The sequence below is a fragment of the Flavihumibacter profundi genome (assembly GCF_020076305.1).
GTDB lineage: Bacteria > Bacteroidota > Bacteroidia > Chitinophagales > Chitinophagaceae > Flavihumibacter > Flavihumibacter profundi.
Genome location: NZ_JAIQXE010000001.1, coordinates 672,213 through 689,039 on the forward strand (window position 1 = coordinate 672,213; position 16,827 = coordinate 689,039).

General features: G+C 46.0%; 15 protein-coding genes and 1 tRNA gene. 5 read left to right on the top strand and 11 right to left on the bottom strand.

Annotated elements, in window-relative coordinates:
• The 3 genes from LAQ65_RS02810 to LAQ65_RS02820 all read left to right on the top strand — a co-directional run bounded on the left by LAQ65_RS02810 (position 1) and on the right by LAQ65_RS02820 (position 5,597).
• Positions 1 to 2,724: an MGH1-like glycoside hydrolase domain-containing protein gene (locus tag LAQ65_RS02810; RefSeq protein ID WP_224115415.1), complete on the top strand. Its 2,724-nt coding sequence runs from the start codon at positions 1 to 3 to the stop codon at positions 2,722 to 2,724.
• An 89-nt stretch (positions 2,725 to 2,813) separates the two neighbouring features.
• The gene (locus LAQ65_RS02815; protein WP_224115416.1) at positions 2,814 to 4,274 is read left to right on the top strand and encodes a DUF1254 domain-containing protein; all 1,461 of its coding nucleotides are present in this window, start codon (positions 2,814 to 2,816) and stop codon (positions 4,272 to 4,274) included.
• A 66-nt stretch (positions 4,275 to 4,340) separates the two neighbouring features.
• Entirely contained in the window at positions 4,341 to 5,597 is a 1,257-nt protein-coding gene (locus LAQ65_RS02820; protein WP_224115417.1) for a PQQ-dependent sugar dehydrogenase, read from the top strand.
• An 8-nt stretch (positions 5,598 to 5,605) separates the two neighbouring features.
• Here the strand turns inward: LAQ65_RS02820 and LAQ65_RS02825 are convergent, their stop codons facing one another.
• Positions 5,606 to 6,655, bottom strand: coding sequence for a flavin monoamine oxidase family protein (locus LAQ65_RS02825; protein WP_224115418.1), 1,050 nt, complete (start codon positions 6,653 to 6,655; stop codon positions 5,606 to 5,608).
• A gap of 76 nt (positions 6,656 to 6,731) precedes the next feature.
• Between LAQ65_RS02825 and LAQ65_RS02830 the strand changes: the two genes are divergently transcribed.
• Positions 6,732 to 7,232 carry a nuclear transport factor 2 family protein gene (locus tag LAQ65_RS02830; RefSeq protein WP_224115419.1) on the top strand — a complete coding sequence of 167 codons (501 nt, stop codon included), beginning with the start codon at positions 6,732 to 6,734 and terminating at the stop codon, positions 7,230 to 7,232.
• 449 nt (positions 7,233 to 7,681) lie between these two features.
• Here the strand turns inward: LAQ65_RS02830 and LAQ65_RS02835 are convergent, their stop codons facing one another.
• The 4 genes from LAQ65_RS02835 to LAQ65_RS02850 form a co-directional block, all read right to left on the bottom strand.
• Positions 7,682 to 8,290, bottom strand: a complete 609-nt coding sequence (locus LAQ65_RS02835; protein ID WP_224115420.1) for a flavodoxin family protein — start codon at positions 8,288 to 8,290, stop codon at positions 7,682 to 7,684.
• Positions 8,291 to 8,511: 221 nt separating this feature from the next.
• Positions 8,512 to 9,024 (bottom strand): nuclear transport factor 2 family protein, encoded by a 513-nt coding sequence (locus LAQ65_RS02840; protein ID WP_224115421.1) that lies wholly within the window; start codon positions 9,022 to 9,024, stop codon positions 8,512 to 8,514.
• A gap of 18 nt (positions 9,025 to 9,042) precedes the next feature.
• Entirely contained in the window at positions 9,043 to 9,894 is an 852-nt protein-coding gene (locus LAQ65_RS02845) for an aldo/keto reductase (RefSeq protein ID WP_224115422.1), read from the bottom strand.
• Between the two features lie 113 nt (positions 9,895 to 10,007).
• A complete protein-coding gene (locus LAQ65_RS02850) occupies positions 10,008 to 11,654 on the bottom strand; it encodes a carboxylesterase/lipase family protein (protein ID WP_224115423.1) in 1,647 nt (548 codons plus the stop codon).
• A gap of 190 nt (positions 11,655 to 11,844) precedes the next feature.
• On the opposite strand from LAQ65_RS02850, the gene LAQ65_RS02855 reads away from it, so the two are divergent.
• Positions 11,845 to 12,741: a helix-turn-helix domain-containing protein gene (locus LAQ65_RS02855; RefSeq protein ID WP_224115424.1), complete on the top strand. Its 897-nt coding sequence runs from the start codon at positions 11,845 to 11,847 to the stop codon at positions 12,739 to 12,741.
• Between the two features lie 119 nt (positions 12,742 to 12,860).
• On the opposite strand, the gene LAQ65_RS02860 is transcribed toward LAQ65_RS02855, so the two are convergent.
• From LAQ65_RS02860 to LAQ65_RS02885, 6 genes are all read right to left on the bottom strand, one after another.
• Positions 12,861 to 12,944, bottom strand: a tRNA-Leu gene (locus LAQ65_RS02860).
• A gap of 12 nt (positions 12,945 to 12,956) precedes the next feature.
• Entirely contained in the window at positions 12,957 to 13,493 is a 537-nt protein-coding gene (gene hscB / locus LAQ65_RS02865) for a Fe-S protein assembly co-chaperone HscB (protein WP_224115425.1), read from the bottom strand.
• A 26-nt stretch (positions 13,494 to 13,519) separates the two neighbouring features.
• Positions 13,520 to 14,557: a YCF48-related protein gene (locus LAQ65_RS02870; RefSeq protein WP_224115426.1), complete on the bottom strand. Its 1,038-nt coding sequence runs from the start codon at positions 14,555 to 14,557 to the stop codon at positions 13,520 to 13,522.
• Between the two features lie 9 nt (positions 14,558 to 14,566).
• Positions 14,567 to 15,370, bottom strand: coding sequence for a hypothetical protein (locus tag LAQ65_RS02875; protein ID WP_224115427.1), 804 nt, complete (start codon positions 15,368 to 15,370; stop codon positions 14,567 to 14,569).
• A 3-nt stretch (positions 15,371 to 15,373) separates the two neighbouring features.
• On the bottom strand, positions 15,374 to 15,808 hold the full coding sequence (locus LAQ65_RS02880; RefSeq protein WP_224115428.1) for an ABA4-like family protein: 435 nt from the start codon (positions 15,806 to 15,808) through the stop codon (positions 15,374 to 15,376).
• An 83-nt stretch (positions 15,809 to 15,891) separates the two neighbouring features.
• The gene (locus LAQ65_RS02885) at positions 15,892 to 16,815 is read right to left on the bottom strand and encodes a phosphoribosylaminoimidazolesuccinocarboxamide synthase (RefSeq protein WP_224115429.1); all 924 of its coding nucleotides are present in this window, start codon (positions 16,813 to 16,815) and stop codon (positions 15,892 to 15,894) included.
• Between the last annotated feature and the right edge of the window lie 12 nt (positions 16,816 to 16,827).

Genomic DNA, 16,827 nt, shown 5'->3' on the forward strand with positions numbered 1-16,827 from the left:
ATGGAAAAGCAGAGACTCCAGGAAGCAAGAGAAAATAAACTCCCATGGAAAAAATGGGGGCCTTACCTGAGTGAACGCCAGTGGGGTACTGTGCGTGAGGACTATAGCGAAAATGGTGATGCCTGGAATTTCTTCACCCACGATCATGCCCGCTCGCGTGCATACCGTTGGGGTGAGGATGGTATCGCCGGCATTTCCGATGACAAACAGCATCTCTGCTTTGCATTAGCCCTGTGGAATGGGAAAGATCCCATCCTCAAGGAGCGTATGTTCGGATTGACCAACAGCCAGGGTAACCATGGGGAAGATGTAAAGGAATATTATTTCTACCTCGACAGTACACCGACGCACTCTTACATGAAAATGTTGTACAAGTACCCGCAGGCGGCTTATCCTTATCTTGACCTTGAACAAGTGAACAGCCGGCGTTCACGCGAAGAGATGGAGTACGAACTCCTCGATACCGGTATATTTAATGAGAACCGGTATTTCGATGTCTTCGTCGAGTATGCTAAAGCCGGACCTGAAGATATACTGGTGAAAATCAGCGCAGCTAACCGTGGGCCTGAAGCAGCTGAACTGCACCTGGTGCCAACACTCTGGTTCCGGAACGACTGGTCAGCCTGGATCGCAGAATCTAACAGGGCCGAAGTGAAACCAAACCTCCGGCAGGTTAATGCAAAACCAGGTATTAGCGCTATCACAGCAAGCCATCCACTACTGGGTGAATTCATATTAGCCTGTGATGCCGATGTGCCTTTGTTATTTACAGAAAATGAAACGAACCATGAAAGACTTTTTCCTGGATCCAAAAACGAAAGCCCGCATGTTAAGGATGGCATAAATGATTATGTTGTATATGGCAACGCGGGTGCTGTGAACCCCGAAAAGCAGGGTACAAAAGCTGCAGCGCATTATACCGTAAATATCGGTGCCGGCCAGACTTCAGTGATCAGGTTGCGACTTACAAAAAATCCGGCAGAAATTAAGGACAGCCCGTTCGGGCTTAATTTTGAAAAGATTTTTGCGGATAGGTTAAACGAAGCCAATGCATTTTATAAGTCAGTCACACCGCCATCAATAAGCGAAGACAAGGCCAATGTAATGCGCCAGGCGCTTGCGGGTATGCTATGGAGCAAACAGTTCTTCTTTTTTGACGGCGATAACTGGCTGGATGAACACAATTCCAATCCCCTGCATAAAGGCTATAAAAACGCCCGGAATTCTGAGTGGTACCATATGCTGAACGAGGACGTTATTTCCATGCCCGATAAATGGGAATATCCCTGGTATGCGGCGTGGGACCTGGCTTTCCACACATTACCCATATCAATAGTGGACCCCGATTTCTCCAAAAATCAATTGGAGCTGATGCTAAGAGGGGCATATATGCACCCTAACGGCCAGATGCCTGCATACGAATGGAATTTCAGCGATGTGAATCCTCCGGTACATGCATGGGCGACCTTGTTCCTGCACCGCACTGAGCAGGCCCTGCGCGGTGAAACAGATATTGAATTCCTCAAGTCGACTTTCAATAAGTTGTTGCTGAATTTCACCTGGTGGGTGAACAGGAAGGACCGCTATGGTAAGAACGTATTCGAAGGAGGTTTCCTGGGCCTTGACAATATCGGTGTTTTCGACCGCAGCGCACCATTGCCCACCGGTGGCAGCCTGGAGCAGGCGGATGGCACTGCCTGGATGGCACTTTTCAGCCAGAATATGCTGGAGCTCGCAGCAGAAGTCGCTGCCCAGGACCCCAGTTATGAACCGATGGTTTTCAAGTTCATCGAACACTTCTTTTTTATCGCCGCGGCTATGAACCAGCCGGGGGATGAAAGTATGTGGGATGAAGAAGACGGATTCTATTATGACCTGCTCCGGTTACCCGATGGCAGTGCCCATCGGCTTAAAGTGCGGTCAATGGTGGGATTGCTGCCATTGTGTGCCAGTACTGTCATAGAAGAATACCAGCGGAAGCGACTGCCGAAGTCGATGGCTACTATAGGAGAACGTTTGCGCCGTATGCCTGAACTTAAAACATCCATCCATCCTACCGGTGAAGGTAATTTGGGGGTAGCCAATAGGGGTATCCTCGCCCTTGTGAACCCGGATCGCCTGCGCCGCATCCTTACGAAGATGCTGGATGAGAATGAGTTCCTGGGACCTCACGGCATCCGTTCGATCTCTAAATTCCACAAAGACCATCCGTTCGTTTTCAACGTCAATGGCCAGGAGTACCGGGTAGACTACCTTCCGGCCGAATCTAATACGGGTATGTTCGGTGGTAACTCCAACTGGCGCGGACCGGTATGGATGCCTGTAAATGTTATGATCATCAGGGCACTGCTCAACTACTACCTGTATTACGGCGACAATTTCAAGATCGAATGCCCGACAGGGTCTGGTAATATGATGAACCTGTTTGAAGTTTCAAAAGAAATCGGCGACCGGCTTACCAGCACTTTTTTGCTGGATGAAAAGGGCAGGCGACCAGTCTATGGCGGAACAGAAAAGTTCCAGACTGATCCCAACTGGCGTGATAATATCCTCTTTTATGAGTACTTCCATGGCGACAATGGTGCCGGGCTTGGTGCCAGCCACCAAACCGGATGGACCGGTGTCGTAGCCAAAATTATCCAGCTTTATGGAATGATGGATCCAATCCAGGCGCTTAACACTGGTAAGGAGTCTGCATTTTTAAAAAAAACGGACAAGAGCTGAAAGAGATTGAAAGTCAGAAGTGAAATAAGTATCAAATGAATTCAAAACAAATTATTTGTTGTTGCGGCATCTTCTTATCAACCTTATTTATGAAAACTACTTATGGCCAGAAGGCCCCGAAGTTAAAAATGACCACGAATATTCCTGCCGGGATCGCATTGCCGGATAAAGTGCAGACACGCCTGGGAACACTTAAATTTTTTGATGGGTTTCCCGATAAGGCATCAGTCAGCATACTTTATGATAACCTGGATTTCCAGCGGGCTGTGCAGGCCTATTTACTGGCACTTCCAGCAGTTAATGTAATGGGACTGAGGGAAGGTTTGACGAAACTTGGACCACCCAATTTCACTATTCCCACTTTCGAATCCATGATGGATTCCCGGTCCCTGTTTCTGACAGCCAATGCAAACACCGCATACACGTGGATTTGGATTAATCTTCATGATGGTCCACTGGTGGCAGAGGTTCCCCCCATGATCCTGGGGATGATTGACGATTTCTGGTTCCGTTATGTTACGGACATTGGTATCGTTGGTCCCGACAAGGGACAAGGAGGCAAGTACTTGTTATTGCCTCCCGGCTATAAGGGCGAAGTTCCGGATGGTTACCATGTTGTGCGGGTTCCTACCTATGAGTCTATTCTCGTTTGGCGCAATTTCCCGGTGAATGGAAATATCGAACCTGCAATTGAAAAGCTAAAAAGCCTGACAAAGATTTACCCGCTTGCAGCGTCAGCAAAGCCAAAGGCGAATACTTTTGTAAATGTTTCAGGGAAAGATTTCAGCACTATCGCACCAGCAGATTATACCTTCTGGGAATACCTTAATGTGGTAGTTCAAAATGAACCTGTTGAATCCATCGACCCCGTAACCCTGGGCTTTTTTGCCGCTATAGGTATCGAAAAAGGGAAGCCTTTCGCACCAGACGAGCGCATGAAGAAGATTCTTACTGAGGCCGCATTGGTAGGAGATGCCACGGCCCGGACATTAACCTACCAGAGTCGCATTCCAGAAGCATTTTATTATCCTAACAGTACCTGGCGGCAATGGTTAGGTGGTTATAGGTTCGAGTCGCAACCCGGTGTGAGCTACCTGGATGCCGCTGCATTTTTCTATTTCTATGCCACAGGTGTAACGCCTGCTATGGAAGCGAAGATGGTTGGGCAGGGCTCCCAATATGCAGTTGGAATTGTGGATGCTAAGGGCAATCCATTGGATGGTGGCAAAAACTACCGCTTACATGTACTACCCAAAGTTCCGGTAAAGGATTTCTGGTCGGTTATCTTATATGATAACCAAACGCGTTCCATGCTCCAGACCGACCAGAAATTCCCGATGGTAACCAGTCAAAATAAAAATTTAATTGTTAACCAGGATGGATCTGTTGATGTCTACTTTGGGCCTAAAGCACCGGCAGGCATGGAAAACAACTGGATACAAACAATTCCTGGCAAAGGCTGGAATACATTATTCCGCCTTTACGGGCCGCTGGAGCCCTGGTTCGATAAAACCTGGAAATTATCTGAGATAGATGAGGTGAAGGGGTAAAAAACCTGATGCAATAAAATGCAATGATCCTCTCCGTAGCTATATTTGCGCCTACTTAAATAGGATATGAAAAAAATAGCAATTGCATCAGGTTTTTTCTTAATAACTGTATTGGTCTCTTTCGTGGCAAATGCCCAGGCTGGTAAAGCAAAAGGTATACAGGTAATGGCTGCGCCGGTAGATGCGAAGCTCGTCCTGCCCGCAGGATTTTCTTCTACGATAGTCGCTGACGGTGTAGCAGGAGCAAGGCATATTGCGGTTAGCCGGCAGGGTGGTATTTATATTAAACTGGCATGGCTGAACGAAGGCAAAGGCATCGTTTATTTGAAAGATACCAACCACGATGGCCTGTTTGACCAGCAGCAACTATTCGGCAATTACCCGGGTACAGGTATCTGCATCCGCGACAATTATTTATATGCCTCGTCGAATGATGACGTCTACCGTTATGCGCTTGACAAGAACGGGGAAGTGCTGCATCCAGACCAGCCGGAGAAAATCATCACCGGACTGGTTAACCACGACCGCGATAATTCCAAATCGATCACGACCGATGGCAAGGGACATATTTATGTGAATGTTGGTTCCTACTCGAATTCCTGCCTGCTGGATCCCAATTCCAAAAAGGCGCCGAATCCCTGTCCCTTGCTGGATTCCGTGGGTGGCATCTGGCAGTTTAATACGGCTAAATTGAACCAGCACCAGGGTGATGGTGTTCATTATGCCACCGGCTTCAAAAATGTAGTGGGACTGGATTGGAACAGCCAGGTAAATGCCCTTTATATTATGGAGCATAACCGCGGCCAGTTGCATGAACTTTATCCAGAATATTATACCGAAGAACAGGGCGATTTAACTGCCGCGGAAACCATGTATAAAGTAACCAAAGGATCCACTGGCGGTTGGCCCTATGTGTATTACGACCACTTCCAGCATAAGCAGATATTATCACCGGAATATGGAGGTGATGGTAAGAAAACGGCGACCAAAAAATACCAGGACCCGACCATGGCGTTCCCCGCACACCTTGCGCCAAATGGCTTATTGTTCTATACCGGCAACCAGTTCCCCGCGAAGTATAAAAATGGGGCTTTCATTGCCTTCCATGGCCGCTCCGCCCAATTGAAGAAAGGCTACCTGGTGGCTTTTGTGCCGATGAAGAATGGCCAGCCTTCAGGACCCTGGGAAATCTTTGCCGATAATATTATGCTGGAAAAGGAACTGCACAAACCCTGCGGATTGGCACAAGGTCCGGATGGCTCGCTTTATGTAACGGATGATACCAATGGCCGGATTTATAAGATCAGTTATAAGAAAGGATGATTTCGGGGCTATTGAATTATTTTGTTGGCGACTGATTTTGCGGACTGTATAGCACCATCCATGTACCCGCCGTATTGCGTGCTTGTTTCAGTTCCCGACAGGAATAATTTGTTGTTCATATAGTTATCCTGGAATATAGCATGACCATTTTTGTGATGCGGCGGCAGGAAACTATCATTACCTGAAGTAATGAATTGGTCATTCCATATTTTATCCTGGTAGCTGGTAAAACCCTTAGCGGTTTCGCCAAAATAATGCGCCAGTTGCCCGATAACTTTTGCCTGGCGTTCTTCCCGGGTGTAATGAAATGCACTTCCATTTAAAAAACCTTTTAGTGCAAAAGCGGAATCCTTAAAATCTGAGTGGTCGTAAATTTCTGTGGCTAACCCTGATTGGCTGAAGATGGTTCCGGAGAATCCTTTTTCCCTCCAGAAAGGTGTTGCATATTCTACGGCAAACTTAACCGATCCGCTCATCCAGGTTTGCACTTCCTGCATTGTTGCGGCAACCTGCGCTGGTAATGCCGGGAGAAACTGCACAGTGTTAATAAGCACCTTAGGAGGGATAGTTGACACCAGGGTTTTGCACCGGTATACCTTATTGAGGCTGTCTGTAACGCAGATATGGTCACCTTCGTCGGTGATCCGGGCAACAACCGTATTTAGTTGAATGGTATCGGGGCCAATGATTTGGCTCAGCCTGTCAATGATTGCGCAGGTGCCGTTTTTAATCCGGTAATAAGGGGAATCTGCAGCGGGAATAAAGAATTGTTGCGGGGGTTCAAAAGACATGGCTTCAAAAAGCGCTATGCCTTCATCGTGTTGTTTAAAAAAGCCGATTTGCAATTCAGCCAGCAATTCCTGTACATGCAGGTGCTGGTTACCGAACCAGGTGGCGCCCATTTCCATTGGTGTATCCAGTTTGCCGTAAATCGTTTGAATTCTTCCTCCCAACCGGCTTTTGGCTTCCAGTATCCTGCACTTTATGTTTTTTTGCTTAAGGTAATAAGCAGTGGACAAGCCGCTTAATCCAGCCCCTAATATGATAATATCCTCCATTCTTTTACCAACAACTTTCGGGTTAAAAAGTTAGGGAACCGGCAATATAAAATACATGAACCTTTAATTATTCTCTATGAGCAAATTCAGCAGCTTTATAATATGCCTTTTACTCCTGGTATTTAAACAGGCAGATTGTCTTGCACAGCAGCATTATGAATATCCTTTGACCAAAAATTACCAGCCCGATGATCCCCAATTATATGAGACCATTGTCCGGTTGGACAGCCTCTTTTTCAATGCCTACAATACCTGTACGGTTAACCTCGATAAGTACGCCGCTTTCTATGCAGAGGATATAGAGTTCTACCACGACAAGGGAGGATTAATGACTTCAAAAAAGGAACTGGTTGAAGCCACAAAAAAGAATATCTGCGGCAAAGTGACCCGCGAACTGGTAAAAGGCAGCATAGAGGTATATCCCATTAAAGATTACGGAGCCATAGAAATTGGCTTACACAGTTTTCACAACAACACCGAACCTTCAGGTGCACCGTCAAAAGTTGGCCGGTTCATGGTGATCTGGCACAACGATAAAGGCAGCTGGAAAATAGCCAGGGTGGTAAGCCTGCATTGACCTAACCATTCGGGAAATCCGGATTATTCCAGTTTTCATACTGTCGTTCCCTTTTGCAATTCCGGGTCCACCTGCCAATGATTTTCCGGGAACAGGCCTCTTTGGCTCCCCGATACTACCTCTTTGGGTCCTCTTTGGGTCCTCGGCCCCGGAGGTCTTTCCGAGGACCCAAAGAGGACCCAAAGAGGAGGCAAAGAGGTGTTTTCGAGGTAAAACAGACATTCATCACAGGAATGAGTATAGCCCGTCACAGGAATGGGTACAGACCGTCACATAATTGAAGAAAAATAGTGGTTGTGGTTTGATTTTTGTTACCGGAAAATTCAAAGGCTCCCTCAGTAAAGAACTTGTATTCCGTGAGTGGGTGCTGTAACACCGGCCCAGGCAAAAACCCAGGTAAACCCATCGCAGGCAAATTGCAGAATCCATTATCGGTTAATGTCTGATTTTTATGGTGCTTCATTAATTACTTTTATTTTCTGCAACCATTTCTTCACTTTGGTTTCTGCCTCTTTGGCCTTTTCATCTTTGATAACAAGATACTGGCCATCTCTTTCCGCCCCAGCCGTTATTGCAAATCCTTCGAGTATCTTGCTGTCAGGGCAAAGCTCCTTTACAGTTTCGAAACCACTTCCTACACCATAGCCAGCATTTGTATTGAAAGGGATTACCGTTTTCCCGCTTAGGTTATACTGGTGTAAAAAGCTTTTCATCGGTGGCGGCATCTTCATATCCCAGGTAGGAAAGCCCACAAATACAAGATCATATTTTTGAATGCTGTCAATCCTGGTTTTTAATGGTGGTAAATAACCTGTCTCATTTTCATTTACCACCTGTTGTACGGTGGCCTTGTAATTTTCGGGATAAGGCTTTTCCAACTCAAGTGCAACCAATGTACCGCCAGTATTTTTATGAATGATTTCTGCAATTGCTTTTGTATTGTTTGTCCGTGACAAATACACTATCAATATTTTTTTTGAAAATACAGTTTGTGCGTGGGTGCAACCGTATGCAATACATAGGTTGAAGATTGCCGATAGAACAACAACATTTTTCATTTCGGTAATTCTTTATTGTCTTTGTGGTGATTTAAAAACGCATTTTTGCCTGGCAGATTCCGACCGGTTTCCTGGTCGATATTCCAGCCGAACTTTGTTTCGAATTGATAAAAGCGCTTCACCGGGAATTCGTTCTACTTCAAAATGACTGTATACCCCGGCTAAGGTCAAGCCAGGTTTTAAAAGGTTCCATGGATTCAAATAATTCAGGTTCGCGTTAATTAATGTTGCGGCTGAGGCTGGTTGTTATCATTGCTATTCAATTTAACGGGCCTCATCAAATGTGAGAAAGTGAGTGACCCCATCTTCCATTTGCCATTTTCTTTGAGGTATACCTCAGTGACCATAAAAGGATTGGTGACTTCGCGTCCGCCAACTACTGCCACGAGGTCAATGTCATTCAACAGGATAGCGGTGTTGCCGAACATGTTCACTATAACTGCGTAAACCTCGGCTTTCTTATACCAGATACCCCCGCTTTTTATAGTGGCAAGCTCCTGGGTTTTTCCCCAGGTTCCTCCCATGTGGATGAACATGGATTTTTCATCAAACAGCACATTTAAGGAGTCTACATTCTTGTCAGCCATCCAATTCCATTTCTGTTTTGAAAGGTTGATAATTTCCTGTTGTTCAGGTGTAATTTTCGCGGCAGTTTTAATTGTTTCGGTTGGCTGTGCATAGGACGATTGCACACCTGTAATTACCAGGAACAGTCCAAGAAGTAATGATTTCATAATTTATTTTTTAGTGTATTAATTGCTTGATTTTCTTTCTCCCAGCCATTTTACCATTTTGGGGTCGCGGTGGTCGAAGAATGCGCTTACTTTGTTGTCTAACGCCTTGATTGCATCCATGTCGCCTGTACCCAATTCAAAGTCGAAGATGTTAAAGTTCTCTGCCATTCGTTCTTTACGAACTGATTTTGGAATAGCGACTACATTCCGTTGTATTAGCCAGCGCAAAATAATTTGCGCAATCGTTTTGTTGTACTTTGTTGCGATGGAACGAAGTAATTCATTTTGAAAAATATTGTTTTTGCCTTCAGCAAATGGCCCCCATGATTCTATTTGTACTTTATTTTCCTGTAAGAATTGTTGTGTTTCAATTTGCTGGTGAAAAGGATGCGTTTCAATTTGGTTGACAGCAGGAATTATTTCGTTGTGAATGATTAAGTCAATCAGCCTGTCCGGATGAAAATTACTGACGCCAATTGCTCTTACCTTTCCTTCATTATACAATTCTTCCATGGCTCTCCATTCACCATAAACATCACCATATGGCTGATGAATCAAATACAAATCCAGGTAATCCAGTTTTAATTTTTTCAATGAGTTTTCAAATGCTTTTTTTGTTCCCTTAGATCCATCCGACTGAATCCATAGTTTAGTCGTGATAAATAATTCTTCTCTTGCCACACCACTTGCTTTTATTGCGTTTCCAACAGCTTCTTCATTGCCGTACGATTGTGCTGTATCAATCAATCGGTAGCCGGTTGAAATTGCATCTATTACACTTCTTTCACACTCCGCCAAATCAGTTACCTGGAAGACACCAAATCCCAGAATGGGCATTTCTACACCGTTATTTAATTTTACTACTTGCATCTCTTGTTTAGTTGTAATTACAAAGCTCTACCTATTTGACTGCGCAGACGGTATATGGATTTCGGTTTTCTCTACCATTATTGCTGATGCTGTAGATTGTTTATTGATAACGGTTAGTGTAAGTTCCCGGAACTGACTGCCTTTTCTATTAGATCTAATCTTGCTTTTCTTGGGTCTGGTTTACTGACAGCCGAACCATCAGCCTGAAACTCCAATATCTCGCCGCTTTTGGGATCATAGGTTGACCATTTCGACAGTCCGGCACCGTTAGGATTTCCTGTTTTGGCGAAGTTTGCCCAATAAGTGTTCATCATTTTGGCCACCTCCTTGTCTTTTTCTGCGACAGTGGCTCCATTCCACCCCCTTAGATTGTTAAAAACATAGCCAATTTCGGAGGCATGCCCGGCGCCAAACCGCATCATCCCTTGCATTGGAGGAGAAACGTAGGAGAACAGGTAAATATAGGCCGGATAGCCTTTTGCTGTAAAGGCATTTGCGGTAAACCTGGCAGGCTCGGCCCAAACCTTGTCAGTATTTACCAGCGTGAGCATTTTTGCAAAATCAGCATTGCCATCAGGATCGTAGACTGTCGACGCTTCGTTCTTCATACTTCCAAACAATGATAACAATTCATCTTTTGAACGGGCATTAACGAAACCTGCCGGAACCTCTGCACTGTTCGATCCGATTATCAGCGAAATGCCTGCCTGCCTGCCGGCCTCGTATGCGCTCTGCGCAGTTTCCACAACCAGCTTACCATCGAGAATCGGACCCGGGTAGGTAGCCGGACCACCAGGGCCAGCGGTTTCCTGGCCTCCATCTACAACCTGGGCAACAGTAAGCGCACGCAGCTTAGCCAGTGCGGCTGCATCAGTGCCTTCGATGCCGTATTTGCGGGCAAAGTTTATTCCGATGGTTTCTGCCGAAACGGGGTAATAGGGATCGGCATTTTCTTCATGTATTGGTCTACCGGTAAGGACACCATTCCGGCCACCACCAGACTCGATGATTGCCTTTTTGAAAAGTCCTTTTGCGGCAGGCATTGCCAGGAGTGAATGAACTGACACACCACCGGCAGACTCACCGAAAATAGTAACATTCCCCGGATCGCCTCCAAATGCGGCGATATTCTTTTGCACCCATTTGAGTGCAGCAACCTGATCCATGTAACCGTAGTTGCCTTTCGGTTCTTCCGGATGCTCACTGCTTAGGGCAGGGAAGGCGAAAAAGCCGAGGCGCCCGAGACGATAGTTGAATGTGACCAAAATGACGCCTTGTTGAGCGAATTTCTCACCAGAAAAGTCAGGCTGGGAACCACTGCCGAACACGAAAGCACCGCCGTGGATCCACACCATGACGGGCAGTTTTGAACCCTCTTTGGTTCCTGCAGGTACCCACACATTGAGAAACAGGCAATCTTCCGATGAGGTCTTCGAGATTGAGTCGGCGCCGCGGGGAAAGCCCAACTGCGCACAGTCTGCGCCGAACTTATTTGCGTCACGTATTCCCTTCCATGCAGGAAAAGGTTGTGGCGGGCGCCAGCGATAATCGCCAACCGGTGCTGCCGCATAAGGTATGCCCTTGAAAATAGAGACTTCCCCCTCGGTAACGCCACGCAAGACTCCGTAATTGGTACGAACCGTGGGCATAGTGACCGTAGGAGCGTTAACAACAGTATTCGGTGCTTTGCTTTCTGTTTGCTGAGCATGTAAAGAACATGCGATAAGAATCAGCATAAAACCGAATGATACATTTTTCATCGTTAACTTTTTATTTGGTTGGTAGGCTTAATCAGGTTTAACATTATGAAGTACGCTTAAAGGTCATTGCATTTTCCCGCCAGGATGGTATACGGATTCCGGTTTCTTCTACCAATATTGCTTATTTGGAGCTGCACAGTAATGAAAGCATAAACAAAGCTTTAATTTTACAGGAGTTAAACATTGATTTATGGATGACCTGCGGCGCTTCGAAACGATTAACGATTACAACGCATTCAATAACAATGAAACGCGCCACCCGCTGGTGAGTGTTGTGGATTTGTCAAAAGCAAATCCCCGGCAGGGTTCAAAAATGTACTTCGGGTTTTATACCATTTTTCTGAAAGATGTGAAATGCGGCGACCTTATTTATGGTCGTAATACATATGATTACCAGGAAGGCACATTGGTTTTTCTCGCTCCAGGGCAGGTCGCAGGCCTTAACAGCAATGGAGAAACCTACCAACCGAAAGGTTATGCCCTTATCTTTCATGCCGATTTAATACACGGTACTTCCCTTGGACGCCATATTAATGACTATAGTTTCTTCACCTATCAATCAAAGGAAGCACTTCATCTATCGGAACGGGAAAGAAAAATTGTGTTGGATTGCTTTTCAAAAATCGAATATGAATTGGAACATGCCATCGACACTCATAGTAAGCGGTTGATAGTACAAAACATTGACTTGTTTTTGAATTATTGTGTACGCTTTTACGACCGCCAATTTATTACCCGTGAAAATGTACACAAGGGTATTTTGGAAAGGTTTGAGCATTTGCTGAACGAGTATTTCCAGACTGACAAACCACAAACAATTGGGTTGCCTTCTGTAGCCTGGTGTGCCAATGAATTAAATTTATCAGCTGGCTACTTTGGCGATTTAATAAAAAAGGAAACAGGTAAAACAGCTCAGGATTATATCCAGGCAAAGGTGATTGATGTTGCTAAAGAAAGAATATTCGATCACAGTAAATCTGTGAATCAAATTGCTTATGAACTAGGATTTAAATATCCCCAACATTTTACCCGTTTATTTAAGCAAAGGGTAGGGCAGTCGCCCAATGAATACAGGACTTTGAACTAATCCTTGTTACTATTCAATACATGGCCGTAACAACAAGAATATAGCAATCAAATCCAGGGCATAAAAAAAGGTCCCTGAATTAATCAGGAACCCTTCTAAAACTCGTATTCAATATTCTGTGCCCAGAACAGGAATCGAACCTGCACTACCTTGCGATAACCAGATTTTGAGTCTAGCGCGTCTACCAATTCCGCCATCTGGGCTAGTTGCCGCGTTCACTCGCGGGGTGCAATATTACGGAGAGCAGCTATTTTGTCCAAAATTCGCTGCAAGTATTTTTTCTGGTAGTAGTAATCCTTTACTGGCAGCAGCGCTTTTTCGGGAGTAATACCTTCCTGATAGCCTGCCAGAGTCCCTTCAACGTCATGGTATATTGTTTTTAATAATTCATTGGTTGCGGCTTCCACTTTCGCCAGTTCTGCGGGTTCCGGGTCCATCTCCAGCTCCATCAGCTGTTCGTTGATATCCATCACTTCCCCAAGGAACAGCGGATTCAACTGGAACTTTTCCTCGAGCTCGACGAATCCCTTTAATTCCAGCAGGTATTGAATCGTGGCATCCTTGTTCAGAAAAGTTTTATACGCCCTGTTCACCATGGCTGATTTCTCCAGCACATCGGCCTGTTCTTCCGATCCGGCCTGTGCAAAAAAATCGGGATGGTACAAACGGCTTAGCTCATAAAATTTCTTTTTCAGTGCAGCCTGGTCTATGGTAAAGCTAATCGGGAAGCCAAATAATTCAAAATAATTCATCTTTTGCAAATTTACGGGTATTCCGGCTACCAGTTTAACACGGCCATCCGGCCATTGCCGCCGGCGAGGTACACAGCTTTGCCGTCTTTCGAACGCTGGCAGACATGGTAGCCGGTTTTGCTGATATTGCGCCAGTGGCGGCCGCCATCTGAGGATACATCCACACCGGAAGTACCACAGGCGATCAGTTTTTTGCCTTTTATATAGGTTACGGATGACCGGTACCCGAATGGGGGCTCTTCAGGAACGGCCCAGGTCCTGCCAGCATCACTGGTTATGGCTGCATTCCCGGCTCGACTGCTATCATGGGTGAAATCGCCGCCGACCACTACCATATGCCGGGGATTCTTTGTGCGCCCGGATCCCTTTATGGCCAGTGAATTGGCACCGGTGCTATTGGCTTTTTGTACCAGTGGCAGGTCCACCCAATAGTCATGATTATCACGGTGGATAAAAGCCCTGGACTTTAATCCGCCCGTAACAAAGGCAAAGTTATTTTTTGAAAGGATCTTTATATTAGTGCCGCTGGAGGCAAAACATGCTTCGCCGGAATCTGGCTTGGGAAGGATCTCCGGCGAAATAGCCGTCCAGTGTTCCCCGGCATCACCGGTAGACAGCAGTACTGTTTTGCCACCAATAGGATCGCCAATGGCCATGCCTTGTTTATCTTTCCAGAAGTCCATCGCGTCGAGGAAAATACCGGAACGGTTATCGCGATACACTTGTTGCCAGGTTTCACCCCCGTCGTGGGTATGAAGAATCAGTCCGGGTGAATCCACTGCCATGATCACCGCAGTAACCACATCAAAAGCCTCAATATCCCTGAAGTCGCGCTTTTCATAGCCTTTCACGGGGATCCAGGAAAAAGATTTCCCGCCATCGGTACTTCTTCCGACAGTGCCTTTATTGCCACTCACCCAAAGCAGCCTGTTATTCACAACGCTGAGTCCGCGGAAACTAATACCCGGCTTTGGTTGCAGGGTATCCAGGTGCTGGGAAAACGCACACAGCGGAAGCACTAACAACAATGTATAAACGATATAGGAGATGGTTCGCGTATTCATCCCTGAAAACTACGGAATAATTGGAAAACCCTGCAAAGCCTGCCAGTAGAGCAGGGCGATAAAGGCAAGCCAGGTGATGGCCATGATGACCATGGTTGTTTTTTTCGGGAAAAGGTAATAGCCTGCCAGTGGCAATAATTGCAGGGTATGCAGGCCGAAAAAATGTGGTACCCGCAGGTCGCCGAATTCGCGGCTCCAGTTGGTCAGGGGAAGCCCGGCACTGCCATCGGGTGCACCAATCGTATGCTGGTTCAGGTACACCATATGCATGCCTTCAAATGCGAATATTACGAAGAAGAGGAGGCCAAGCCTCATGCCCCAGAGATAGCCTGGGCTCATCCAGATGGGCCATTCTTTTTGCCGGAAGAAGCAGTAACAGATCCAGCCGGTCCATAAAGTGAAAACAACTATGGCAATGCCCATAAGCTGGAAAAGGATGCCATCCAGCAGGGTTGCCGTATTGAAGTGGGAAGTTTTTCCAAGTGCTGCCTGGCCGGTAATAATCACCAATTCAATGACCATGGCAAATACGAGTACCCAGCTGTAAATTTTTACCGTTTTCTGGTTGTTCAGGTAAACCAGGATCCAGGCCATGGTAAAACAGACCGTTGAAATTGACCCGAAAAATTTGAAAGGCTTTACAAACGCGTTTACGCCCAAAACCTGCAGGTTTGAAAAAACTACCAGCAACCCACAAACGAAAGCGCCCAGGAGGCTAAGCAGCCCGGCGGAATATAAAACCCTGTTCCTGCTTTTACATTGGATGAGCAGGCTTTTCCAGGCAGGTAATTTATTGGTTGTTAAATTAACCATAGATTATTCTGTACCCCCGAACCATGATTTTCTTTCATACCAGCGCAGGAGCAGGTAAAGCAAAAGTCCAAACGGACCGAACATAAATGTAAAGAACAGGCAGGGCAGGAGAGGCCAGAAGCCGATGCCTTCCCTGCGGGCGTCATTCACTATGAAAATGCCGGTAAATAAATCAAAGGCCAGGTAATGGACCCAGCCCGCCAGCAACGCGGCACGGCTGTGAAACAGGTTGGAAATATTGTCCAGCGAGTTGAAGCTGTCCGCTGAAAAACTGTCCAGGTTAGTGGCAATAAGCCAGGTGTACAGCAACGCAAAAAGAGTAACGATGGTACCCGTAAGCACTTTACCGATCCACAGGGTTTTGGAAAAGATAAGCAGGGAAATCCAGCCAATGAGGGCCAGGATACTGCTTAGGCGGAAGATGGTGTCGGGGGTCATGGTGTTTAATTTGGGTGAATGGTGAATGGTGAATGGTGAATGGGAAAACGGAGGCCCACTATTCACAATTTACTATTCACTATTCACAATTTCTCCAATGCCAATTCAATCCTCTGCTTTGTTTCCCCATCACTAAGTTCTTCGGGAACAAATTTTTTGCCAATCACTTTTTCGTATAATTCAATATATCGTTTGCTGATCGTCGTTACCCATTCTTTGTCCATCACGGGAACTGTTTGTCCTTCTTTACCCATGAAATTGTTAGCGATAAGCCATTCGCGCACGAACTCTTTGCTCAGTTGTTTTTGCTTTTCGCCGGCTGCCTGTCTTTCTGCAAATCCATCTGCATAAAAATAGCGGGATGAATCGGGCGTATGGATCTCATCCATCAGGTAAATAGTGTCACCAATTTTCCCGAATTCATATTTGGTGTCCACTAAGATAAGTCCCTGTTTTGCTGCAATTTCCTTACCGCGGGCAAACAATTGCAGGGCATATTTTTCCAGTACTGCCCAGTCTGCGGCACTGGCTAAGCCTGTGGCAATGATGTCTTCTTTAGAGATATCTTCGTCATGGCCTTCAGAAGCTTTGGTGGAAGGCGTGATAATAGGGGAGTGAAAATAATCATTTTCTTTAAGCCCATCCGGCATAGCAACACCACATAAAACCCTCTTCCCGCTGCTGTATGTCCGCCAGGCATGCCCGGTAAGGTTGCCACGCACAACCATTTCAATTTTAAAAGGCGTACATTTCTTACCGATAGACACATTAGGCGCGGGCACAGAGAGCAGCCAGTTCGGACAGATATCGGTGGTAGCCTGAAGCATAAATGCAGCTATCTGGTTTAAAACTTGTCCTTTATAAGGGATAGGTTCAGGAAGAATGACGTCGAATGCAGAGATGCGATTGGAAGCAATCATCACCAAAAGGCGATCATTGATCGTGTACACGTCACGGACTTTTCCTTTGTAGAAAGCGGTTTGGTTGGGGAATTGAAATGTTGCCATTGTGCTAAGTTA